We start from the raw sequence: 24559 nt of genomic DNA on the forward strand, positions 1-24559 counted from the left end.
ATACTTACCATTATCAAAAAGGCGATGGTAATGATGTCATTAATGATTCTTCTGGTAATGATGTTTTAATGTTAAAAGACATTAATGCCAGTGAAGTGAGTATTTCTAAAGAGAATAATGATGCTGTTATCACAGTTAATCCAACAGGGGAAACTATTAGGTTAAGTAATCAGTTTCTTTTTAGTGTTATTAATACAATCATTTTTGCTAATGAAGAGCAGTGGTCGGAAGAGAATATTACAGAGTATGCTTCTTGGATAAGGGGCACAGAGGCTAATGATACCCTAAGCGGCTCAACGGGCGACGATCATCTCGAAGGCGGTAAAGGCGATGATATCCTTGATGGTTCCTTTGGAGATGATACTTACCATTATCAAAAAGGCGATGGTAATGATGTCATTGATGATTTTTCTGGCAATAACAGTTTGATTTTGGAAGATGTTAATGCCAGTGAAGTGAGTGTTTCTAAAAATGGCTATGATGCTGTTATTACTATCGACTCGACTGGTGAAACCATCACTTTAGGTGATCAGTTTCTTTTGGGAGGGGCGATAAGCTCAGTCATTTTTGCTGATGAGATCCAGTGGTCGGAAGATAATATTACTGAGTACGCTTGGATAAGGGGGACGGATTCTGATGATACTCTTAGTGGTTCTATAAGCGATGACCACCTTGAAGGGGGTAAAGGCGATGATACTCTGAGGGGGTCTTCTGGGAATGATACATATCATTACCATAAAGGCGACGGTAATGACGTCATTAATGATTCGTCTGGCAGTAACATTTTGATTTTGGAAGATATTAATGTCGATGAAGTGAGTGTGTCTAAAGATGGCTATGATGCTGTCATTACGATCGACTCGACTGGCGAAACGATTACCTTAGATTATCAATTTCTTTTTGGTGCTGTTAGTTCAATCACTTTTGCTGATGGCGTACAGTGGACTAAAGAGAATATTGTTGAACATGCTTCCTTGATAAAGGGCACGGACTCTGCTGATGTTCTTGCTGGAACCTCTAGTGTTGATCGTATTGAGGGCGGAGAAGGTAACGATTCTCTTAGTGGTCTTGGTGGTAATGATGTCTTTGTTTTCAAGGAAAACTTTGGTCAAGATACGATCAGTGATTTTCAGCAAGGCGATATCATTGAATTCACTGATAATACCTTTGATTCCTATGCTGAAGTGTTAGCGGCTATTGCTGATGATGGTAGCAACACCACTATTACGCTAGATGCTGAAAACAGTATTGTGCTGGATAATGTTTTAGCTGCTGAACTTCAATCTGATGATTTCCGATTCGTCTAAATAAGGTAGTTCAGTTTTATGTCGAATCGCCACTCACCTGAGCAATCTCTTTTTGCTCAGGTACTTTCTTCTCTCAAATCCTCGGCGGCCTATTTAGGGCTGCTGAGTTTCTTTATTAACTTACTAATGCTGACTGGCCCTCTGTTCATGATACAAGTTTATGACAGGGTATTGGCGAGTTCGTCTATACCAACCTTAATGGTGATTGGTGGCTTTGCTCTTTGTATGTATGTGTTTTTTGGCATACTGGAAGGGATGCGCAGTCGCATATTGGCGCGTATTGGTTTGTGGATGGATGCTAAATTGTCCGGCTTGTCTTTTGAAGCCTCTACTAAAGCGCCGATTTTGTTAGGTAGCAAATCAGAGAAGCTAAGACCTGTTCAAGATATGGATACTATTAGGCAATTTGTCTGTGGGGCTGGACCTTCCGCTATTATGGATATGCCTTGGTTGCCGTTTTATTTGGGTATTGTCTTCTTGTTTCATCCGATCTTTGGCTATGTCGCGCTAGGTGGCATCTTGGTTATTTGCCTCTTAATTGCAACAAACGAATATTTCTCCAAAAAACCATCGACAGAGTTTGCGCAAGAAAATATCCAAAGAACGATTGCTGTCGAATCTGCAAGGCGTAATGCTGAAGTGATTCAAGCCATGGGGATGATGCCTATTTTACAATGGCGTTGGGACCAGAAAAATGAAGGTTATCTGGATAAGCAATTGGTTACTTCTGATCGATCCGCTTTCTATAGTACAACGATAAAAACCTTTCGCTTTATTTTACAGTCTTTAATTTTGGCGACAGGGGCTTGGTTGGCCATCAATCAAGAAGTCAGCCCTGGCATCATGATTGCCGCCTCTATTATGTCTTCTAGGGCGCTTGCCCCTATTGAGCAGGCTGTGTCTCAATGGCGTGCTTTTTTGTCAGCAAGACAGAGCCTGAAAAGACTAAAAGAGGTTTTGGATGCTAAGCCGAGTAAGGGTATTTTGGATCTACCTTTGCCGTGCAAAAGTCTGACGTTAACGAATTTCGCCTGTGCACCAGCTGGGGTGCGTCAACCTTTTGTTCAAAATGTATCGTTGGAGATAATGTCTGGGGATGGCCTTGGTATTATTGGCCCTTCTGGTTCTGGAAAATCGACTTTGGCGCGGGGACTTACTGGGATATTGCCTTCATTGAAAGGCAGCGTTCGCTTTGACGGTGCGGAGATTAGCCAATGGAGCGAAGACCGGATAGGCGATTTTATAGGCTATTTACCCCAGGATGTTCAATTGTTTGATGGCACTATTGCTGAAAATATTAGTCGGTTTTCTGTTGATGCAGAGTCAGAGGATATTATTAAAGCGGCTCAGATGGCTGGTGTTCATGATCTCATTGTTACTTTTTCTGAAGGCTATAATACGGTAATTAGTGCAACAGGATTGTCTTTATCTGGAGGGCAGCGTCAGCGTCTTGCATTAGCTCGCGCATTGTATAAAGAGCCCTTTCTTGTTGTACTGGATGAACCCAATTCTAACCTTGATTCTGAGGGTGACCTTGCTTTAACCAAGGCGATTAAAGCGATCCGGGCTGCGGGTTCTATCGTTATTGTCATTGCTCATAGACCTAGTGCCATTTCAGCTGTTGATCATTTACTTTGTATGAAAGATGGAGTTCCCACTGCGATGGGTCCTAAGAATGAAGTGATGAAGCAAGTGGTAGCCCCTGTTTCAGCTAAGGAGACAGCATGACAGCTATTCAATTAAGTAGTGAACAAAAGCTGTTTGGTAGTATCCGTCGTCATATCCTAACTGTCAGCATTGTAATTTTTGTTTTAGTTGGTGGTATGGGAGTTTGGACTGGGTTATCTAGTATTGCTGGTGCTGTGGTGGCCACAGGAACCATTGTTGTGGAGAGTAACACTAAAGAAGTTCAGCATCGTGAAGGAGGGATTGTAAAAGCAATAGAGGTAGAAAATGGGGATCTGGTTGATGCGGGAGATTTATTGATTGTTTTGGATGACACTCTACTGCAGTCTGAGATGAGTTCTATTGTTAAGCAACTTCATGAGCTTTATGCGCAAAATTCTAGGCTATTGGCGGAGCAAGCAGGTAAAAACGAAATAGTATTCGATATGCCTATGAAAGATAGTCAGTTTGTGTCTTTGGTCGACTCTGTTGAAACAAACCAGCGGGCTTTTTTTCATGCTCGTGCAAATAGTTTGGCCGGTCAAAAATCACAGCTAAAAGAGAAGATCTCACAATTAGAACAAGAAATTATAGGCTTTCAAGCCGATAGTGATACTAAAAAATCTGAAATGGGCTTTGTAACTCGTGAATTAGAAGATATTCGACCTCTGTTTGAACAAAACTTAATTTCTAAAACACGAATCACTGAGTTAGAAAGGGATGAAGCTCAATTACAGGGGGCATATAATGTATTGCTTGCAGAGGTTGCTCAAAATAAGGGGGCGATTAGAGAGTTGGAGATGCAAGTTCTGCAACTTGAAGAAGACAAGCGCGTAGAAGTACTGCAGCAGCTTCAAGATACAAGGGTCAACATTGTACTTTTAGAAAAGCAAAAGGCAGATGTAGAAGACCAATTAAAGCGTTTAAATATTCGGGCCCCTCGATCTGGTTACGTACATAACCTTGCGATTCATACTGTAGGAGGTGTGGTTGCTCCAGGTGAGACAGTAACATTACTGGTTCCTCAGAAGGATTTATTACTGGTCGAAGCGCAGATTAGACCTGTTGATATTGAGCAATTGTATTTTAGCCAAGATGCAAAGGTTAGATTTCCTAGCTTTAATCAAAAAACAACACCGGAACTGAAGGCAACCTTGAAGACGGTTTCTGCGGATTTACTTCAGGATCAACAGTCTGGGGTTATGTATTATCAGGCGATGTTCATGATATCTGAGACTGAACTCAGTAAGTTAAATGGGAAGTCGCTTATTCCAGGTATGCCGGTAGAGGTTTTTGCTAAGACAGAGGAGCGTACGGTCTTATCCTATTTATTAAAACCAGTTAGGGATCAAATAGTTCACGCTTTAAGGGAGAGGTAGCTTATCAGCTGTTTTTATTCGATTGGAGGTTTATACATTTAATTAGTTATTGAAATTACACCGAATTGTAGTGGTTTGTAAAAAAAATGGGTAGAAGAAATACTTTATTTTCTTAGTTCATTAACTATAATTCTGCGCCCTAATCATCAACGAAAATGCTGACCCTTCAGTAAGGCGTGACATGGGGTTCGTTTTCATTTTTTCACTCACTCACACTTGGTAATTCACAAAAATTTGTCTGGTTAACGACATGCCTGCCCATATCAAAGCGAGCTTGCTAGGTTCTGCTTTGACCATTCCTATTCAAAACGGCCGCTTGTATCTAGGCGTTTGGCAAGGCATTTACCTAGGCGAACATCGAGATTATGGCGGTTCGAGACGCTTCGTGCTTACCTTGCAGGGAGTTAGGTAGAAGTTTCGTTGAGTTTATTTTTATATCTTTTGATAATTAAGGGAGATGGGCTTTTTTTGTAACATTGTGTAAAATGGGAAAGTAAAGGATGAGTAAAAGAAATACTTTATTTTCTTGGCTCATTGACTATATTTAGCGTCTGGATGAATAAAATGAGTATTGGGATGAAGGATCTACCTTTAAAGAAAAAACTTTCTATAGCAATTGCCGCCTCTGTTGTTTCTCTTTTAATTGTGTTGTTTGGTATACGTCTCATGGGGAAGGTGATTGATTTCGCTTATCTTGAGAGGGAACATATTGTCGCGATCACCAATGTGAGTAATGAGCTGGAGAGAAACGCTCCAAACCGCCAATTTCTTATTAAGTCGATTACCTACGCTCAAGATCAAGCCCGTCAAGTCCTCGATTCTGTGTTTGCTGTTGAAAAACTACTATTCCATATATTAGGGAAAGGCTTTCTTCTCGATTTAGCGGAAGAAGATCTTGGCCGTTTGGATTTGCTTTTGGATAAGCTAAATAGCATTCGTAGTGAGACTTTGGCGCAAGCCGATGTCACTGCGATTCAACAATTAATGGTTTGGCCTGTTGAAAATTCTCAAGTGTTTGGCTCTAAGTTACGTGAGGTTGGTGGCTTTGTTAAAGGCTTGGTGATTGTACTTGTTGTGGTCATTATTAGTGCCGTCATTGCGATCATTCGTTTTATTATTTCTACCTCTATTCCGCCGTTGGAAAAAACCGCAGAAGTGACGCGAAGCATTGCTCAAGGCGATTTGCATATTGATTTAACGGATGAACATATTGAACCCTCGACTGCGGATATGGTGACGGGTCTTCGAAGTATGGTTTCTGCCATTAATGACGTTATGGTTAAGTTGTCTTCTGCTGCACATTCTAATGCAAATATTTCAGAGCATACTTTGGAGGGGGTAAATCGCCAGCAGAGTGAGGTGGGTCAGTTAACTCATTCTATTCAAGAAATGAGTTTGTCTATTCAGGCTGTTGCCGCAGCGGCAGTAGAGGCCAGTGAAGCAACAAGAAAAGGTCATACAGAGTCTTCCGAAAGTATTAATATTGTGAACGATGCCGTTAATTCTATTAGTCAGTTGGCGGAAGAAGTGAAGCATTCCTCAGAAGCGATTAAGAAGATAGAAGCGGACAGTGAAAGTATTTTGTCTGTGGTTGATATGATCAATGAATTAACCGAGCAGACAAATTTATTGGCATTGAATGCCGCAATTGAAGCGGCTCGAGCGGGTGAGCAAGGTCGTGGGTTTGCTGTGGTGGCGGATGAGGTTAGATCATTAGCACAACGTACGCAGACTTCAACGGGCCAGATTCAAGACACGATAGACAAGCTGCTTAAAAGCACGAGTAACGCTGTATCCATCATGGATAACTGTTGTGAAATCGCGAATACTTCGGTGATTAAATCCAATGATGCCGGCCAAGCGATTCGTAATGCGTCTGAGCAAATGTCGAATATTATGGTGCTTAATGAGCAAATATCCAGCGCAGCCGAGCAACAGTCTAGCGTTACTAAAGATATTAATAATAATACGCAAACCATTAACTCTGTGGCAGAAGAGGCTGCCGAAGGTGCGAAAAAAACAGCGAAGTCATCTGAAGATCTTTCTGCGCTAATTTCTCAAATGAAGCATGTAGTTAATAGGTTTAATGTTTAGAGGCCTTTGCATGAAGTCACGAGCAAAGCCAAGGCGAGGCAAAAATAGACGAAAAAGCGGAGTTTATGAGTTATAAATGAGCACTTTGAGTCTATTTTTAACAATGCATTGGCGCGTACAGCAATCGTGCAAAGTCTCGTTTAGATTTATGTAGTTGTGTTTTACGTACATAGGGATTTGTTTATGAATGAACCACTGTCATTACCTCAGTTTGATAAAAGTGATCTCGCCACAAGAAAGGCTTATTTGCAGGATATGCAAAAACAGTACGCCTTTTCACTCACCTATGATGGTGTGATCGCGACGGTAAACACCTTACCCAAAAGAGAAGAAGCAGGCTTTAGTTACAAGTTTAAAGCCTTGTGGAATATGACTGGTATTTTACCCAGTCTACCTGGTTTTATTGCTAAATGGGTGAAGTTCAAACTGTTAAAGCGGCCTTACAAAAGCTATGACGACTATTTCTTTTTTAGTAAGTCCTCCTTCCCTAATCCTGCCATGCGTGAGCATTTCTTAGACAATAAATATCTAGGTTATCAAAGAGTCGCTGGAATGAACCCAGTGGTGCTTGAAGGTGTTAATGCGCAAAACCCACTTCCGAGTAGTTTTAAAGTGACTGCAGAAGTACTCGGGATGAGCGAGGCTGAGTACAGTGAAGCCTATCAGGATCTGCGCTTTTATATGACGGATTATTCGATGCTAAAAGCCTTGCTAGATAATCCTGGGGAAGTGGATGGCAGTAGAAAATATATCATGCCAGCTATTGCTTTATATTATAGGGAAGATGACGGCACACTCAGTATTTTAGCGGTTCAGCTAGATGCAACCAGTGATACTAACAATGAGCTTAACCCGATTATCCTGCCACAGGATGAGCGCTGGAATATGGCGCGTACTTATATTCAGGCAGCGGATGGCACCCACCAAGAACTTTGGACCCATGCTACGCGAATCCATTATGTTTTAGAGTCAGTGATTATGGTGAGTTGGCGTCAGTTGGGTGAACACCATCCTTTGCTTGCGTTGCTCAAGCCCCACCTGAAATTTACTCTCAGTGTGAATGTGAATCCCCTCTTTGAGAAATCTGCCGATGGTACCATTCCTTCGTTCGGCAAGATGTTCGCCTGCGATAATGACGCCCTTGTGGCTTTCATGGGAGAGGGTATGAAAAGCTATAGTTTTAAAGAATTTATATTGCCTACGGAACTGGCCAATCGACATGTGACTGACCCTCGTTTGTTGTACCCCTACCGTGACGATGGTCTGCTGATGTGGGAGGAAGTTAAGCGCTTTGTCGGTGACTATATTCGCTTTTGGTATAAGAGTGACGATGACGTTGCTCAAGATTATGAGTTGCAAAATTGGGCCGCTGAGCTAGGTGGTACAAGAGAAAATAATAATTGTGGTCTAACGGATTTTCCTACGGAATTTCAACGGGTGGATCAACTGATTGAAATTGTCGCGCATATTATTTTTGTTGCCACGGCTCACCATTCTTCTGTTCATTATCCGCAGTATGAATGTGCTGGGTTTCCGCCCAATTTACCTTTTTCTGCTTATGTAGCACCTATGGTTGAGCCAAATTACTATCAAGACGAAGAAGGGCTAGTTAAATTTTTTCCTCCTTATGCACAGGCTTTAGAGCAAGCTTTTATCTTTTATTTAACGAATTTCAAAGTAAATCGTATGGGGGAGTATGAGGCTATGGATAGGGATATCACCGTCATTATTCGGCAACATCAAGATAACCTCCAAAAAATTCATCACGAAATAGAGCAGCGCAATAAAGAAAGGCTTTATCACTATTCGTATATGGACCCCAGTCAGGTGCCAAATAGTGTAACGGTATAACGATCAGATAAACTAAGGAAGGGCAGAATGTATTTACTCAATAGGGTAGGACAGCATAAGAAAAAATGGTTAGTTTGCTTATTGGTTATTATTGCGATTGTTTTAGTAATCCGCAGTGATGCTGTTCAAGCTGTTTTTCAACAATTACGTCCAAAACCCTTGCCCGAGTTAGAGGTAAAAGGGGTTAATGGCTGGCTTCCACAGGTTTGGTTAGAACAAAACTGGGGTAATGAAAGGGATAACCCTAGTGATGATACTAAAAAGTATCATCATTTAAGCCAGGGCACGCGAACCATCCCCATGCCCTATGATTGGTTTGTGAATCTTGAAACAGCTAGCAGTTCTTTGCTGCTGATGCCTTTTACATCAGAAAAAAAATTCATCGATAACGATCATTTGTTAAGACTGGGCTTCATTCGTAGTAAAGAAAACTCGCTTAATAATCCTGATGGCTTACCGGTTGGTTTTGCGCGTACTTTTTCACAAAATATGACAGGCATTAAAGGCCAAACGGAGACGGTTGGCTTTACTTGTGCCGCCTGCCATACCAGCCATTTTGTTCATGATGATGGGGTACAAGGACCGCTTGAGTACATTGTTGAAGGCGGGCCTGCGACCACAGACTTTGGTTTATTACAGAGTAATTTGACAGCGGCCATTGGGCAATTATTGCTGTCAGCTAAGGTGCCTTTCATGGGCGCTCGTTTTGACCGCTTTGCTCGAAATGTGCTTGGTGCAGAATACAGCCCTGCTACTAAAACTACCCTATCGAGTGATCTATTGAGGTTCGCTACTTCTCAGCTTGATAATGGCGATACGATTCAAGTAACGGAAGGTTTTACGCGCCTAGATGCTTTAAACCGTATTGGTAATGCGGTGTTTTCTGACAATATTGATCGCCCTCAGAATAAAGCTCCTATCGATGCGCCAGTCAATTACCCACATCTTTGGACCACTTCTTGGTTTGATTGGGTGCAATACGATGCGTCTGTAATGGGGCCTTTGATACGTAATGTGGGAGAAGCGTTAGGAGTAAAAGCCTTTAATGATGTGAAGTCTCCAATGGAAGAAAATCGTTTTAGTTCTTCGATTCCAGTGGGTAATTTAGTGTGGATTGAGAATTTCTTGAGCGGTCCACAGCCAACCAAAGAAACAGGCTTTCGAGGTTTGGTTGCGCCTAAATGGCTAATGACTAAGGTTGATGATGAGCTTGCGTCTGCAGGTCGACAAGTTTACGACAGTCATTGTGCTGCTTGCCACCTCCCTGACGTAGCTAGTAGTGATATTTGGGATAAGGGTCATATGGCTCCCATTGAATGGATGGCGGGGGGGCAGAAGAAGCAGACTGCGGATGTATTAAAGCTAAATGTTATTCCATTGGCTCGTATTGGTACCGATAGGGGACAAGCGAAGGTCATGATTAACAGAACCATGGATACCAGTGGCGATGTGAACGGCACCATCATTGAAAAAGTTTCTGGTATGCAGATCAACAGTGATATTTGTGCCCGTGACTTTAACCAAGCTACAGAGGATGAGCTGGCTTTGATTGATGATACAACAGGTGACCAGTCTAGCTTGTATGAAGTAAAGAAAGGTCAGGATGATTTTATTCCTTTACAGGAGCGTTGGGTGACAGACGGCGCCAATATCAGCTTTGGTTATGCGCTTGCCGCTACCGTGGAGCAAACTATTAATGCTTGGTTTAAAGATAACGGTTTAAGTGATCCAAGACTGCAAGAAAAGTTGAAAGGTGGCCGACCTAATTGCATTCAGGCTGGTATGGGATACAAGGCTCGTCCATTAAATGGTGTTTGGGCAACAGCTCCTTTTTTGCATAATGGTTCTGTTGCGAGTTTGCGTGACTTATTGTGTCCTGTAAACGGTCAGAGGCCTCAGTATGTTCAGTTAGGTAGTATCGTTTACGACATTAAAAACATGGGTGTCAAGCAACCGGAAGGTTTCCAGAAAACAGCTCAAAAATATCTTTCAAAAGGCGAGCTATATGATGATCAGGGTTATTTTATTCTGGATACATCAGTAAGAGGTAATCTGAATACAGGACATCATTTTAGCGAGGAATATGACCCAAATACCCCTAAATCTGGAGTGATTGGGCCTAAGCTAAACCCTGCTCAATGTGATGCTTTATTAGAGTATTTAAAAACAATTTAACCATTGTATAGGGAAATTCTAAGCACAAAAAAAGCTCAACGAGTTTTTATTGTTGAGCTTTTTTTGTGCTTCTAGAAATGAGTATTTAGGCTAGGGAAGGTATGAATAAGTCTACTAAGCCTCAGTCTTTTAGAGAAATCGTCAAATAAGGCGCGACTCTGAAGGAATGTAGGTACCTTTCAAAGAGTCGCAACGCAATAGGGCCTGTTTCTTCTTTGAAAAGTTCTGAAAGACCCGAATGCCTACATGGATGTAGGAAATTAGGGCAATGCATAACCACAGGGATGTGGTGTAGTAGGGTAACGCAGGAGCGGTTGCCGAGGAGCAATTGCCGAGGGCATGATCTAAAAGCCTGTATTCTTTGTTGAGCACCTCGACAATAGGCCAACTATTCACATTCGGCACTCGCCTCGAATAGCAAGCTTTTATTCACATGCTGAGGCAAGAGGACTTGTTCGCACCTTCCCTAGTTAACGACGATTTTTTGCTGTTTAACGCGACTTTCCTCTACCGCTTGGTTGGCGCTTAATGCTAGTTCGTCAATGGTTTCACCATCTTCTGGGAAGGTTGCAATACCAACACAGAAATCAAGCGGATCCGAGTTACCTTCTACTAATAGCGCCGCTTCTTCTTCAGTTGGATTAATAATATTGCTCAGCAGGTTTTGGGCGTCTTTTACACTGGTGTTCGGCAGAAGTAGCAATAATTTATCGGCATCTACACGCGCCAGAACATCCGCTTCACGGATTTTTTTATAGACATGGCGTGCTGCGGTTTGGATGGCAATGTTACGAGCTTCCATCGACAATTCAGGCAGTCTGCCATTAGCATCCATGTTGATTTTTGCCATGGTCAATGGGGTGTATTGACGCTTTGCTAAGCCGAGTTGTTTTTTAAAGTGAGTTAAAGCCGCACCACGGGTTAATAAGCCAGTTAACTCATCAAACGTTGCTTGATTGCGTAAATGTTCTTCTAGGGCTTTCTGATGGCTGATGTCTTCCACAAAACCAATCATTTTTTTGATGCTGCCATCGGTATTTTTTGTGTAGGTACGGCCGCGCTCTTTAACCCATAGGTATTCATTATTGTCCTTAAGAATACGGTATTCTGCTTCGTAGTAATTTTGTCTGTGGGCAATGTGTTCTTCCACAATCGCAGATAACCTTTTTACGTCGTCAGGATGAACGCGAGTATGCCATTCAGGCGTTGAACGTGGTGTTTTTTCTTGTGAGCAGCCTAATAATACCGCAATAGATTTTGAGCAAGAAACAGCATCTGAGTCGGTTTCCCAAATCCATAAGCCAGCAGAAGATTCGGTTAAAGCAAATTTTAATAGTGTGTTTTCAGCGGCAGATAGGTCCATATGGTCTGTGCTATAGACACATGCTAGTACGGAGCCATCAATCGGTTGCAGTGACAGTTGCATGTTGACGAGCTTTTCACCGATGCGAATAACGCTTTCACAGCGCTCTATTTGACCCCCCTGAATTTGCTGGTTGAGGCGTTTCCAGTCAAGAGATTGGCTGGTTGCTTCGCACAGATCGTCCCAAGTATTGGAGGGGGTTGCATGGAGGTCCTCAAATAGCATTCCGAAATTTTTGTTGTACGCTGTTAGCTTGCCTGTGGCGCTTTCAATAATGAAAGCGGGCGTTGGCATGTTGTGAAACGCTAATTTGAAAGGGGTAGTCATTTGCTCCGCTCCTCTAAAATAATTGGGTTATTCTGGGGTGATCCAACTAACCTGATGATTCGCTTGATTGTCTTCTGCTAAAATTTTGCTTAATGCTGGTAAGAATTCTTTTGCCTCTTGTTCTAGTGTCCAAGGCGGATTAACAACAATCATACCACTACCTGCCATACCTCGTTCCTTTTCACTATCTCTAATGCATAGTTCAAGTAACAGCACATTGCGAATTTTGGTCGCTTTTACCGCTTTTAATAGATCATCAGCTTGCTTTCGATTTAATACAGGATACCAGATTGCGTAGGTGCCTTGAGGAAAACGTTGGCAGCCTTCTTGTAACGCTTTGACAACATATTGGTAATCTTTTTTTACTTCGTAAGGTGGATCCATTAGCACAAAACCACGTTTTTGTGGAGGCGGTAACATGGCTCTTACTGAGGAAAAGCCATCTTCTTTGCTGACGTTAGCGCGGCGTTTATTGGGGAACAGCGCGGCCAGTATCGGGTAGTCGTTAGGGTGCAGTTCGCACAAGTGTAGCTTGTCTTTTTGGCGCACATAGTAATCGACGATTTTTGGGCTGCCAGGATAAAACTGTAATGACTTATTAGGGTTCATTTCCTTAACAATATCTAACAGAGCTTCTATTGATTCGGGAAGATTTTTTTCATCGAGTAAGCGTGCAATACCAGATTGAAACTCTTTGTTCTTTTGGGCTTGTTCTGAATCAAGGGAGTACTGTCCAATGCCTGCATGCGTGTCTAGATAAAAGAAGGGAGCTTCTTTTTTTATAAGATGACGACAGATCTGGCTGACGACTAGATGTTTTAAAATATCTGCATGGTTGCCGGCATGATAAATATGGCGATAGCTAAGCATCTTTTTTCCTGTAATAAATAAAAAAAGCCGCGGCGCCTGTATTTGGCAACGCGGCCTTTTAGTATTGGTTAAATACTAGTCTAGTTTATCTAGGTCGCGTACTGCGCCTTTGTCAGCACTGGTTGCAAAGTGCGCATAAATTTTCAATGCTGGTGACACTTTACGAGGACGATCTTCTACTGGCTTCCAAGCTTTCACGCCTTTTGCATTCATGGCATCACGGCGTTGCTGTAGTTCTTCGTCACTGAGTAGCACATTGATTGTGCGGTTCGGGATATCGATGCGAATAATATCGCCATTTTCTACAAGGCCTATGGCTCCACCCGCTGCGGCTTCTGGAGAAACGTGTCCAATAGAGAGACCTGAGGTACCGCCGGAGAAGCGGCCATCAGTGAGTAATGCGCAGGCTTTGCCAAGACCTTTAGACTTGATGTAAGAGGTTGGGTAGAGCATTTCTTGCATACCCGGACCGCCTTTAGGGCCTTCGTAACGTACGATAACCACATCGCCAGCCTTCACTTTATCATCAAGGATGTTTTTAACCGCTTCGTCTTGAGATTCTGTGATGTGGGCTGGGCCTTCAAAAACGAGGCAGGATTCATCAACACCTGCACTCTTTACCACACAACCATCGATTGAAATATTGCCATAAAGGACTGCCAGTCCACCTTCAAGGGAGAAGGCGTTTTCAATCGAACGGAAACAGCCATCTTTGCGGTCGCCGTCAAGTGATGGCCAGCGGGTAGATTGGCTAAAGGCTGTTTGTGTTGGAATGCCTGCTGGGCCAGCTTTATAAAAATCAATCACTTCAGGCGTTGGTGAACGCATGATGTCCCACGTTTCAAGGGCTTTTTCCATGGTTTCAGCATGAACTGTATGACATTGATTATGCAGTAAGCCCGCTCGATCCAGTTCACCTAATAAACCAAAAATACCACCCGCTCTGTGCACATCTTCAATATGATATTTTGGCGAGTTTGGTGCCACTTTACATAGCTGTGGAACCTTACGAGACAAGCGGTCGATATCTTCTAGGGTGAAATCAACACCGGCTTCAAGTGCAATGGCGAGCAAATGCAAGATGGTGTTTGTTGAACCACCCATGGCGATATCCAGCGTCATGGCGTTTTCAAAGGCTTCAACGCTGGCAATGGCACGGGGTGCCCAATGGGGCTCGTCATGATCGTAAAAACGTTTGGTGATTTCTACGATGCGACGGCCTGCTTCTAAAAATAGGCGGTGGCGATCTGAATGAGTGGCTAATGTTGTGCCATTACCCGGTAGGCTTAAGCCAAGCGCTTCGGTTAGACAGTTCATCGAATTGGCTGTAAACATGCCAGAACAAGAACCACAAGTTGGGCAAGCTGAACGTTCGTATTCGGCGACCTTTTCATCTGAAGCGGTTGGGTCTGCGGCGATGACCATGGCATCGACGAGATCCAGTTTGTTCTCTGAAAGCTTGGTTTTTCCTGCTTCCATTGGTCCGCCAGAAACGAAAATAACAGGAATGTTAAGGCGCATGGCAGCCATGAGCATTCCTGGGGTGATTTTGTCACAGTTTGAAATGCAAACTAGGGCATCAGCACAATGTGCGTTGACCATGTATTCTACAGAATCTGCGATGAGGTCACGGGATGGTAGGCTGTAAAGCATGCCGTCGTGTCCCATGGCGATGCCATCGTCTACTGCGATCGTATTAAATTCTTTCGCTACACCGCCCGCTTCTTCAATCTCGCGGCAGACTAGCTGACCTAGGTCTTTTAAATGTACGTGACCCGGTACAAATTGAGTGAAAGAGTTAGCGACCGCGATAATAGGTTTATGAAAGTCATCGTCCTTCATACCTGTTGCGCGCCATAAGGCACGAGCGCCGGCCATATTGCGGCCTGCAGTGGTCGTTTTAGAGCGGTATACTGGCATCGGTTTCCCCACAGATTTTTTAACTGTATATTTTTTATTGATATATAGGGGCTCATGTTAACAAGTTTATTGCCTACGCCCAATGGCAATTTTCAGGCAATACTGAGACACTAGAAAAAATTAGTCGTTTACTCATTATTTGGATACAGCAGATATGACAAAAAACTCATCACTTGCCCACGGAATCGTGGCTTTGGCACGCCAACCCATTGTAAATAGTCGGTTGTCTGTTATGGGGTATGAGTTGCTATATCGTAAAAATGCCCACGCTATTAATGCGGATGTGGTGGATGAAGTTGGGGCGACGGCACAAGTCATTGCTGCAGGTTTATTTGAGCTGGGAATGGACAGGCTAGTGGGCAGCAATAAAGCCTTTATTAATTTTCCTCGGGCTTATTTGTTGAGCCCAAGTGGTGTTCCAATAGACAAGGATAATGTGGTTGTAGAGGTTCTTGAGACAGCTGGGTTCGATGCTGTGTTATTAGCGTCTTTGCGTCGTTGGGTAAATGAAGGTTGTTCTATTGCTTTGGACGATTTTGTTTTTGATAGCAAGTTGACGCCTTTTGTTGAGTTGGCGGATTACGTCAAATTGGATGTGCGAAGTTTGGGTCAAGAAGGCTTTCATAAGCAGTTTGATGCTCTGCGTGGGTTTGATGTCAAAATTATCGCTGAGAAGGTAGAAACTTGGGAAGAGTATCAGTTTTGTCGTCTGATGGGGGTAGAGCTATTCCAAGGTTATTTCTTTGAAAAACCAGAGGTGATGACGAGTAAAGCAACTAATGTGAATAGTATGACCTTGCTGCAGCTCATGTCGTCATTGTTGCAAACATCAGATTTGAGTGTCGATGCACTTGAAAGTATTGTCAGTCAAGATGCAGGACTAGTACATAAATTATTGCGCTATTTAAACTCTCCGGTTACTGGGCTTATTGCTTCTGTGGATTCGGTACGTTTAGCCATTATGTTGATTGGTGCGAAGCAACTTAAAGCGCTAACCAACTTGTTATTGATGTCGGAAATGGTGGGCGAACGTCATGTCTTGCTGGAGCAGATTATCGTACGGGCAAAACACGCTGAATTATTTGCTCAAAAACGTGGTTATGGAAATCAAGATAAGTATTTTTTGGCGGGTATGTTATCTATGATTGATGTTTGTACGGGTATGAGCTTGGATGATGTATTGAGTGAGCTTCCTCTTCCTAGCGAGTTTATTAGTGCTATTTTGCATCGTTCTGGCCGAGTCGGAAATACTCTTGATTTAGTAGAGTATTACAGCAATGGTCATACCATTAAGAGTCCACAGGATTTTGATGATTTAAAAGAGACTTATTTGGATGCAATCCAGTGGGCTGATGACTTTATGGCTAACGTGTAGCTTTTGTAATTGTTTGTAATCAAAATCCTACAAGTCTGTAGGAATGAGCCTTTTGTTCCGTAGTAATGTGTCTTTTTTTCTTATGTTTTTCATTCAAGTAATTGATATAAAAGGATTTATTTTTATTCCTGTTGGCCTATTAGGTGTTGCTAATCTTTAAAATGCTGTTAAATTTACACTTATCCAAACGATGTTCATGGATGAAGAGCACAGGATGTGCTCACTATATTATACCAGTGACGGTATTAGGGATTAGGCTAGGATGGCCTCAAGCTAGGGATGGTTCAAAAGGAATTGGTGTGGTTCGATGGAATGAACCATATTGTTGAGGAAAGTTTGGATGCTTCATGGTGAAGCAAACAGTGATGTTTTACTCATCGGAAGAGTTGCTTAACAGGATGTGGGCAAAAAGCAGGGTGACTTAGGTCGCCCTTTTTTTGCTTTATTTTATGGGAAACTTTACTGATAAGTTTTCGGGTAAGTGCAGTCAACAAAAAAGCGGCTATGATAAGTCGCTCTTCTATAGAATATTTAACCTTAGAGATTAGCGCTCTAGGTGCTCTAATTTATCTTCTACACCATCCCATTGTGCAGCATCAGCAAGAGCGTCTTTTTTCTCTGTGATGTTTGGCCAGATTAGAGCGAGATCTTGGTTTAGTTCAACAAAAACCTCTTGGTCTTCTGGTAACTCATCTTCAGAGAAGATGGCGTTCGCTGGGCATTCTGGCTCACATAATGCGCAGTCGATGCATTCATCAGGGTTGATGGCTAAAAAGTTAGGGCCTTCGTAGAAGCAATCTACAGGACACACTTCTACACAGTCTGTGTATTTGCAGCGAATGCAGTTATCGGTAACGATGAAAGCCATGCGACTTCTCCTTACAAGCTTATAAAAATAATTGTGCGTATTTTAGAGGCATAGGTCATTTCTCAGCAAGCGACAATCGCTAATATCATCAATTTATCTGATATTAGCTTATGCCAGTGATTGTATGTAAAGGGTTATAGTTGTGATTTTAGAGCGTAAAGAGCATTAATTGCTTCCAATGGTGTCATATTATCTAAATCCAGTTCTTCAAGGGCATTCTTCAATTCGTTTTGCTCTGCTTGCAAGAATAGGTCGGCCTGATGCGGTGGATAATGAGCGCTTGAAGTGTTGTGTTGATTTTCAGTCGCTTCTATCTTTGGCTTAGACTCGCTAACTTCAATGCCAGTCACCCGTTCCAGTTCTTTTAGTTTTTGCTTGGCGTGGCCAATAACATTTTTTGGGACTCCAGCCAGTTGCGCAACTTGCAAGCCATAGGACTGGCTGGCTGGTCCCGAGTGAACCTTATGTAGAAAGACAATCTCATCTTCGTATTCTGTTGCCGTCAGGTGAACATTTTCAGCTGTTTCTAATTGCTCTGCCAGTGTGGTGAGTTCAAAATAGTGAGTAGCAAACAACACATAACATTTAACTTGTTTAGCAAGGTAATCGACTGCTGCCCAAGCAAGGGATAAACCATCAAATGTACTGGTCCCCCGGCCGACTTCATCCATCAATACAAGACTGTTTTCACTGGCGTTGTTTAGGATGTTAGCGGTTTCTGTCATTTCAACCATGAAGGTGGATCGGCCACCAGCAAGGTCGTCAGATGAGCCCATGCGTGTAAATATACGATCCACGACAGAGATGGATGCGGTTTCGGCAGGAACAAAGCAGCCAGTATGAGCCAGTAAAGTAATGAGTGCTATTTGACGCATATAGGTAGACTTACCACCCATGTTTGGCCCAGTAATCATTAATAGAGAGCGTTGGTCATTGAGGTCGAGATCATTAGGGATAAAAGGTTCTGAAATCACCGCTTCGACAACAGGGTGGCGTCCACCAGTGATTTGAATGCCACCACGATTATGCAGTTCAGGGCAGGCAAAGCTGAGGGCATCGGCGCGTTCAGCAAAGTTATTTAATACATCCAGCTGTGCGAGTGCTTGGCTGGTGGTTTGTAGGTCTCTTAAGATCAGATTGAGCTTATCAAGTAGTTCTTCGTAGAGTTCTTTTTCGCGTGCAAGCGACTTAGATTTTGCACTTAAGGCTTTGTCTTCAAAAACTTTTAGTTCAGGGGTGATAAAGCGCTCAGCATTTTTCAGGGTTTGTCGACGAATGTATTCTACCGGTGCTTGGTCAGAATGCAGACGACTGATTTCAATGTAATAGCCATGAACACGATTAAAGCCGACTTTTAATGAGCTGATACCTGTGCGTTCTTTCTCGCTACGTTCCATTTCGGCCAGAAAGTCAGTGGCATTGGTGGAGAGTGATAGGAGTTCGTCTAATTCCTCATCGTAACCCTTAGCAAAAATACCGCCGTCTCGTACCACTGAAGGAGGGTTTTCCACTAAGGCGGTTGCTAATGTTTGGGTTATTTCAGGTTGCGCAATAATGCGTTGGTTGAGTTCAGATAAACGTCCAGCTTTAGCGCTATCTAATAGGGCATTAATGTCAGGTACGGCTTCAAGGGCAAATTGTAATCTGAGTAAATCTCTTGGGCGGGCTGATCGTAAGGCAACGCGTGACAAAATACGCTCTAAATCTCCTACTTGTTTTAAAGGAGCAAGAAAAGATTCGTAAAAACGCTCGGCTTGACACTCTGCGACAACTTGATGGCGAGATTGAATTTCCTGCAAATCACGAATTGGCGTGTGCAGCCAACGTTTTAATAGGCGGCTACCCATGGGGGTCGCACATTCATCTAGTACACTTACCAAGGTATTCGTTGTGCCGCCGGTTAAATTAATATCAATTTCTAAGTTGCGGCGTGTGGCGCCATCGATCAACACAGAATCGTCTTTATGCTCTACGGTGATGGACTGGATGTGTGGTAAAGCAGAGCGTTGTGTATCTTTGGCGTATTGCAGTAAAGCGCCAGCGGAAGCGATGGCGGCGGTTAGCCCTTCACAGCCAAAGCCGGACAAGTCTTTAGTGTTAAACTGTTGAATGAGTTGGCGATAGCTGGATTCGTAATCAAAATGCCAAGGGCCTAATTCGGAAATGCCCTTTTCTAGGTTCAACATATCGCGGGCTGGAAAGTCTTCAGAAATAAGAATTTCCATGGGCGACAATCTTTGCAGTTCGCTTGTCAGCGCTTCGTGACCATCCACCTCGAATACACAAAAACGGCCACTGGCCATATCGAGATAAGAAAAACCAAATACATCCAAGCCTTTGCGAGACTGATGGGCAAGTGACAATAATAGGTTTTCTCTTTTTTCTTCCAGAAAAGCCTCATCACTAATGGTACCCGGCGTCACAATGCGCGCAATTTTTCTTTCCACTGGCCCCTTACTGGTTGCGGGGTCACCGACTTGCTCGGCGACGACAACGGATTCACCCATACGCACAAGGCGGGCGATGTAATTTTCTGCGGCATGAAAGGGAATGCCTGCCATGGGGATCGGCAAGCCGCCAGAATGTCCCCGTGCAGTGAGCGTAATATCGAGTAATTGTGAGGCACGCTTGGCGTCATCGTAGAAAAGTTCGTAAAAATCGCCCATACGATAAAACAACAACTGATTAGGATGTTGAGATTTGAGGCCGAAGTATTGGCGCATCATAGGAGTGTGATTGTCTGTTGGCGTTTTACTCATCGGGTTTACTCGATTGTGATCCAAAAAATAGAGCGTTATTCTACGGTATATTGAACAAGGATTTAAGGGATAAACGAGATGAATCGTATGCATAAAATGACGCAGTCGGCAAAAGAGCTTGGTGACAGTTTGTTGTCAAAGGGGTTGCAGTTGGTTACCGCTGAGTCCTGTACTGGTGGCCTAATTGGGGCTGTCTGCACAGAGATTTCAGGTAGCTCAGCTTGGTTCTTTGGTGGTGTAATCAGCTATGCCAATGAAGCCAAGATGCGAGGCTTAAGTGTCAATAAGGCAACCTTAGACGCCCATGGTGCAGTATCAGAGCAGACAGTAATCGAGATGTGTGCTGGTGCTTTGCAGCTCGGTGGTGATATTGCGGTTGCTGTGAGTGGGGTGGCTGGGCCAGATGGTGGCTCAGCAGAAAAACCAGTGGGCTGTGTTTATGTTGGTTGGCAGTTGAAGGGGCAACAAGCTAAGGTGATTCGTTGTCAATTTTCTGGAGATCGTCAAGCGGTAAGAGAGGCCATTGTCTTAGCCGCTTTAGAGGGAGCCAAAAGGCTAATAGCCGAATAAGATCGGTACTTTTTATATTTTTCTTTCTAATGAGAGACCTACCCAACCTGACCGTCAGTTTGGATAGGTCATCATGGTGCACATAAAGCCAGCTACAGTATTGAAAGTAGGGGCTACTGGTTACTAATGATGCGTTGCTCTGAAAAAGGCCTTTGATACCAATTTTTTGCCGCTTGCCCTTCCGATTGAACATAGTCTACAAACTCAGGGTAGGCTTTAATCAAGTCGACTCGTTCAACAGGGTGGTCCCATAAAACAGGCAGTTCTAGAGCCCATGGCATGTTGTTTTGGCTCAAGAATGAGGTGGTTGGGTAGTCTGAATTGTCGTCATAGGCCCCAAATAGAGCGTTGTTAAATAATGCAGAAACTTTTTTATTTTTTAGGTGTACTTCCAGCCCTCTTCCTGGTTGGCCAATACCATGCCAGCGGTTTGGGGTCGCAAAAATGAATGGATTTAACACATTCTTCGGTGCCAAATTGTCATCAATGGGCGTGGATAATGGAATGGACACGGAAAATCTTAAATTGTTGGTTTCACCACAGCCTTTTTGGGTGCGGTAGAAAGCGCAATCCACATGGCTATCGATGTGATCCCATAGGTTGTCAGAAATGACGATGACAGCGTCGTCGGCTTCATTACCCGCCTCAAGTGGGTTGGTATTAAGAATGATATCGTCTAATTTGAAGACGATGCCTGATTGATTGATGGAAGAGCGACTTACGCCATCCAACTGTATGGCGAAACCATTACTGTAGCTTGCTCCATGGGCGAGAATACTGCCTTCAATCACGTAGCGATTAGCTTGCTCATCTTTGACGAAGCGGTGTGTGCGATAAGCGACCACCACATCATTCATGTCATAATCTCCAATGACAGGCCATTTATCTTCATACGCCAAGGTGGTGTAAGTATTCGTTGATGGGTAGGAATGAATTGTCGTGCCTTGCTCTGATACGACAATTTGATAATCTTCGACTTCGCCATCGGATACGCCGCCGTTTGGTCCAATGCCATTCACACTAGAATAGCGGGTACGCATCCAAGTTGTCCCCGTTTCAGCATCAACAGGAGTATCGAAAACAACGAGATTAGCGCCATCAATGAGAGTCTGATCGGTGACCACTTGATCATTATTATCAAATTGACCATCTTGCTGCCAATCTACCCAGACATTGACCACGCCGCTGCCCTTGGTGTTAATAGCGACGGCGGTATCTAAGCCTTGCTCAAACGTTGTGACTGGAGTGACACCGTCATCATTCCCGCCTATGCTGGTGCCAAGATATAGGTCGTCAGACATACTATGTCGAGCACCATTATTGTCGAGGTTAGAGCCGTAGCTTTCTGGGGCATCGCCAAAATCGACCCGAGAATCTTCATTTAACAAACCGGACAAGGCACAGCGTGCACCGTCATTTTGAGAAGACGATGGGCCATTGGCAAAAAATTCGGCGACAGGAGACGGTGCCGACACATCAATTCTATAAATATGGCCGTCCGAGTTACGGCTGATATAAAACGTACCATTTTGATCAAAATAAGACGCGCCAAATGTGCCACTTTGTCCGACATTGCCTAAAGCAATAGAGGTGCCGTTTTCCACATCAATTTGATGTAGATTACCGGATCGGTCGACGGCATAAAGCTGGTGGTTGGATGGGTGTGCCGCGAAATCAAAAAATTCTAACTTGAGTGTACTACCATCAACAATGCGCTGTGACACCAAATAATCATCGGAAGATGGGTCCAGGCTAATTTGAAACAGGCCATATGCACTTCCCGGACGATATAAGTAATACTTGTTTTCAGTCAACGAAATGTCACCCACATAAAAATTAGCACCGCTCATATTAGTGGCAGCAAGTGACTCAAGCGTATAATCGGCATGAATGCGGACAATGTTGCTAAATTCGCGGCTATAAGCATAAAGGTAATTGTCATGAAAGTTGTATGCCATGGCGTTTAACACACTGTTTGTGCCTAGGTTGTCTGATAGGGTTTCATAAAATCCCGTTGCTAAGTCAACGCTGTAAAGCTTTGCGACCTTGCCTTGTATGAGAAACGCGTTGGTCGGACAGTTATTAAATGGTTCGGCATGTAAAGGTAGGTGCCCAATGAAAGACATACTGAGCAAACTGGTGAATGCGATGGTTTTAAAATGAATCATGTTTGTTTCCTCCATTAAGTACTAACGTATAAACCAATAAGAACCATCGGATGACTGCCAGTGAAAGGTCGTTGCCGTTGCTAAATTGGAATAGGGTCTAAGCTCAAGCATTAGATGTTCGTTATGCTTGGGCAATGTTAAGTTGGTAATCAGCTCACCGTTGGTGATGGTGGTTTTGTATAGACATTGCTGATAATCCATGTTGACTGAGTTCAAATCATAGGAAGGAGAATGGCTTGATTGTGGTAAACATACATTCACCATCACTCGCTCGCCAGCGAATGAACTTAGCTGAAGGTCGAGTGAAATCGATTGTTGGTTTGAAAACGTAAAGCTGGTTGATGATTCCAACTCTGAAGTAGCGCTGGCGGTTTGGGTCGCAGAAATGGGGAGCGTCGCTTGAGTGCTCTCGGAGTTAGACTGGCTGGTTGCGCTTAAGCTAGATTGACTGGTTGAATTGGAAGCCGATTGGTTGGATGGCTCTGAGTCAGAACCACCGCAGCCCGCCATAAGGGAACTGGCTATTAAAATATAGATGTATTTGCACATGAGCATGCTACCTGTATGTTGATTACATACTGGTCTTGAGCAAGTTATGGGCCCACTTAGAATAGTTTATATATATCAATGTCTTAATGGTTTTCTTAGGTCTTTTTTTGCAAATTGCAATGCTTGATGAATCACCAGAGCTCGATGAAAATTGCAGTTTGCAAATAATTGCAATAGTAAAAGCGTCGCTTTATCGAGTACTGCTAATCTTGTCTGCACTTTGCTGAGCGTCAGGTGATAAGAAAGCCAATAATGTTGGCTGTATTTAGTGGGTCAGAATAAGTTGATGGCTAAGGTGAAAATAATACTGTTTTTATATACAGTATTTCTTGAGATTGTAAAAAAAACACGCTAGAGTTGCCCATAATCAAAATTAGTCACAAGGAATCCATTATGTCATCTATCGTAGACAACAAGAAAAAAGCACTAGACGCTGCGCTTAGCCAAATTGAGCGTCAGTTTGGTAAAGGCGCCATCATGAAGATGGGCGAAGGTGCGAAGCTGGATATTGATACCGTTTCTACTGGATCTTTAGGTTTGGATATTGCGCTAGGTGCGGGTGGTCTTCCGTATGGTCGTATTTGTGAAATTTATTAAGACACTATAGGTTAAGTGGTACATGTTTGTTTGTCCTTGTTAAAACTGGCTCTAAGTGCTTTTTATATAGATGTACTGGTATACATAAAGAATATTTAAAAAATATAGGTGAATATAATGGAATCTAAAGTGGTTGACGCTAATAAGAAAAAAGCACTTGATGCAGCTTTATCTCAGATTGAACGTCAGTTTGGTAAAGGCGCGATAATGAAAATGGGGGATACTCCACGAGAAGCGATTCCTAGTGTATCAACAGGTTCTTTAGGGTTAGATATAGCCCTTGGTATAGGTGGACTTCCACTGGGTCGTTGTATAGAAATCTACTAAGGTCATATAGATAAAATGGTACATGTTAGTTTAATCATTGTCTAAATTGGTTCTAAGTGATTTTTATCCTGATGGACTGGTATACATGAAGAATATTTAAAAGATTATAGGTGAATACGATGGAATCTAAAGTGGTTGAATCTAATAAGAAAAAAGCACTTGATGTAGCTTTAGCTCAGATTGAGCGTCAGTTTGGTAAAGGCGCGATAATGAAGATGGGGGATACTCCGCGAGAAGCTATCCCTAGTGTGTCTACAGGCTCTTTAGGGTTAGATATAGCTCTTGGTATAGGAGGGCTTCCTCTGGGTCGTTGTATCGAACTGTATGGACCTGAAAGTTCGGGGAAGACAACCTTAACACTTAGTACAATCGCCGAAGCGCAAAAGAAGGGATAT

Annotated in this window: 16 protein-coding genes and 3 pseudogenes; 12 read left to right on the forward strand and 7 right to left on the reverse strand. The window is 43.1% G+C overall.

Features of this window, described 5'->3' with window-relative positions; translation table 11 throughout:
* The 7 genes from I8J31_RS19960 to I8J31_RS19990 all read left to right on the forward strand — a co-directional run.
* Positions 1 to 1307, forward strand: a 1307-nt coding sequence (locus tag I8J31_RS19960; protein WP_267905911.1) for a calcium-binding protein, incomplete at its 5' end; no start/stop codon positions are given.
* 18 nt (positions 1308 to 1325) lie between these two features.
* Positions 1326 to 3035 (forward strand): type I secretion system permease/ATPase, encoded by a 1710-nt coding sequence (locus tag I8J31_RS19965; protein ID WP_199470350.1) that lies wholly within the window; start codon positions 1326 to 1328, stop codon positions 3033 to 3035.
* Positions 3032 to 4351: an HlyD family type I secretion periplasmic adaptor subunit gene (locus I8J31_RS19970; protein ID WP_199470351.1), complete on the forward strand. Its 1320-nt coding sequence runs from the start codon at positions 3032 to 3034 to the stop codon at positions 4349 to 4351. The genes I8J31_RS19965 and I8J31_RS19970 overlap by 4 nt, the downstream gene beginning before the upstream one ends.
* Positions 4352 to 4601: 250 nt before the next feature.
* A complete protein-coding gene (locus I8J31_RS19975; RefSeq protein ID WP_233402931.1) occupies positions 4602 to 4763 on the forward strand; it encodes a YjbQ family protein in 162 nt (53 codons plus the stop codon).
* 164 nt (positions 4764 to 4927) lie between these two features.
* On the forward strand, positions 4928 to 6445 hold the full coding sequence (locus I8J31_RS19980; RefSeq protein ID WP_199470352.1) for a methyl-accepting chemotaxis protein: 1518 nt from the start codon (positions 4928 to 4930) through the stop codon (positions 6443 to 6445).
* Positions 6446 to 6628: 183 nt separating this feature from the next.
* A complete protein-coding gene (locus tag I8J31_RS19985) occupies positions 6629 to 8296 on the forward strand; it encodes a lipoxygenase family protein (RefSeq protein WP_199470353.1) in 1668 nt (555 codons plus the stop codon).
* 27 nt (positions 8297 to 8323) lie between these two features.
* Complete coding sequence (locus I8J31_RS19990; protein ID WP_199470354.1) at positions 8324 to 10471, forward strand: di-heme-cytochrome C peroxidase; 2148 nt, start codon at positions 8324 to 8326, stop codon at positions 10469 to 10471.
* A gap of 466 nt (positions 10472 to 10937) precedes the next feature.
* On the opposite strand, the gene I8J31_RS19995 is transcribed toward I8J31_RS19990, so the two are convergent.
* The 3 genes from I8J31_RS19995 to ilvD all read right to left on the reverse strand — a co-directional run bounded on the left by I8J31_RS19995 (position 10938) and on the right by ilvD (position 14951).
* Positions 10938 to 12161, reverse strand: a complete 1224-nt coding sequence (locus tag I8J31_RS19995) for a sensor domain-containing diguanylate cyclase (RefSeq protein WP_199470355.1) — start codon at positions 12159 to 12161, stop codon at positions 10938 to 10940.
* A gap of 27 nt (positions 12162 to 12188) precedes the next feature.
* Positions 12189 to 13031, reverse strand: a complete 843-nt coding sequence (locus tag I8J31_RS20000; RefSeq protein WP_199470356.1) for a 23S rRNA (adenine(2030)-N(6))-methyltransferase RlmJ — start codon at positions 13029 to 13031, stop codon at positions 12189 to 12191.
* A gap of 75 nt (positions 13032 to 13106) precedes the next feature.
* On the reverse strand, positions 13107 to 14951 hold the full coding sequence (gene ilvD, locus I8J31_RS20005) for a dihydroxy-acid dehydratase (RefSeq protein WP_199470357.1): 1845 nt from the start codon (positions 14949 to 14951) through the stop codon (positions 13107 to 13109).
* A gap of 154 nt (positions 14952 to 15105) precedes the next feature.
* Between ilvD and I8J31_RS20010 the strand changes: the two genes are divergently transcribed.
* The gene (locus I8J31_RS20010; protein WP_199470358.1) at positions 15106 to 16326 is read left to right on the forward strand and encodes an EAL and HDOD domain-containing protein; all 1221 of its coding nucleotides are present in this window, start codon (positions 15106 to 15108) and stop codon (positions 16324 to 16326) included.
* A 544-nt stretch (positions 16327 to 16870) separates the two neighbouring features.
* On the opposite strand, the gene fdxA is transcribed toward I8J31_RS20010, so the two are convergent.
* The gene (gene fdxA, locus I8J31_RS20015; protein ID WP_199470359.1) at positions 16871 to 17194 is read right to left on the reverse strand and encodes a ferredoxin FdxA; all 324 of its coding nucleotides are present in this window, start codon (positions 17192 to 17194) and stop codon (positions 16871 to 16873) included.
* Between the two features lie 134 nt (positions 17195 to 17328).
* The gene (gene mutS / locus I8J31_RS20020; RefSeq protein WP_199470360.1) at positions 17329 to 19953 is read right to left on the reverse strand and encodes a DNA mismatch repair protein MutS; all 2625 of its coding nucleotides are present in this window, start codon (positions 19951 to 19953) and stop codon (positions 17329 to 17331) included.
* Positions 19954 to 20031: 78 nt separating this feature from the next.
* Here mutS and I8J31_RS20025 point away from each other — a divergent pair, with 78 nt between their 5' ends.
* The gene (locus I8J31_RS20025) at positions 20032 to 20523 is read left to right on the forward strand and encodes a CinA family protein (RefSeq protein ID WP_199470361.1); all 492 of its coding nucleotides are present in this window, start codon (positions 20032 to 20034) and stop codon (positions 20521 to 20523) included.
* 113 nt (positions 20524 to 20636) lie between these two features.
* On the opposite strand, the gene I8J31_RS20030 is transcribed toward I8J31_RS20025, so the two are convergent.
* Both I8J31_RS20030 and I8J31_RS20035 read right to left on the reverse strand, forming a co-directional pair.
* Positions 20637 to 22691, reverse strand: coding sequence for an LruC domain-containing protein (locus I8J31_RS20030; protein ID WP_199470362.1), 2055 nt, complete (start codon positions 22689 to 22691; stop codon positions 20637 to 20639).
* Between the two features lie 21 nt (positions 22692 to 22712).
* On the reverse strand, positions 22713 to 23240 hold the full coding sequence (locus I8J31_RS20035; RefSeq protein ID WP_199470363.1) for a hypothetical protein: 528 nt from the start codon (positions 23238 to 23240) through the stop codon (positions 22713 to 22715).
* A gap of 393 nt (positions 23241 to 23633) precedes the next feature.
* On the opposite strand from I8J31_RS20035, the pseudogene I8J31_RS20040 reads away from it, so the two are divergent.
* The 3 pseudogenes from I8J31_RS20040 to I8J31_RS20050 form a co-directional block, all read left to right on the forward strand.
* Positions 23634 to 23834 (forward strand): annotated as a pseudogene (locus I8J31_RS20040) (recombinase RecA); the annotation flags it as partial.
* A gap of 120 nt (positions 23835 to 23954) precedes the next feature.
* A pseudogene (locus I8J31_RS20045) lies at positions 23955 to 24161 on the forward strand (recombinase RecA); the annotation flags it as partial.
* Between the two features lie 122 nt (positions 24162 to 24283).
* A pseudogene (locus tag I8J31_RS20050) lies at positions 24284 to 24559 on the forward strand (recombinase RecA); the annotation flags it as partial.

This window comes from Marinomonas transparens, from assembly GCF_016463975.1.
GTDB classification, from domain to species: domain Bacteria; phylum Pseudomonadota; class Gammaproteobacteria; order Pseudomonadales; family Marinomonadaceae; genus Marinomonas; species Marinomonas transparens.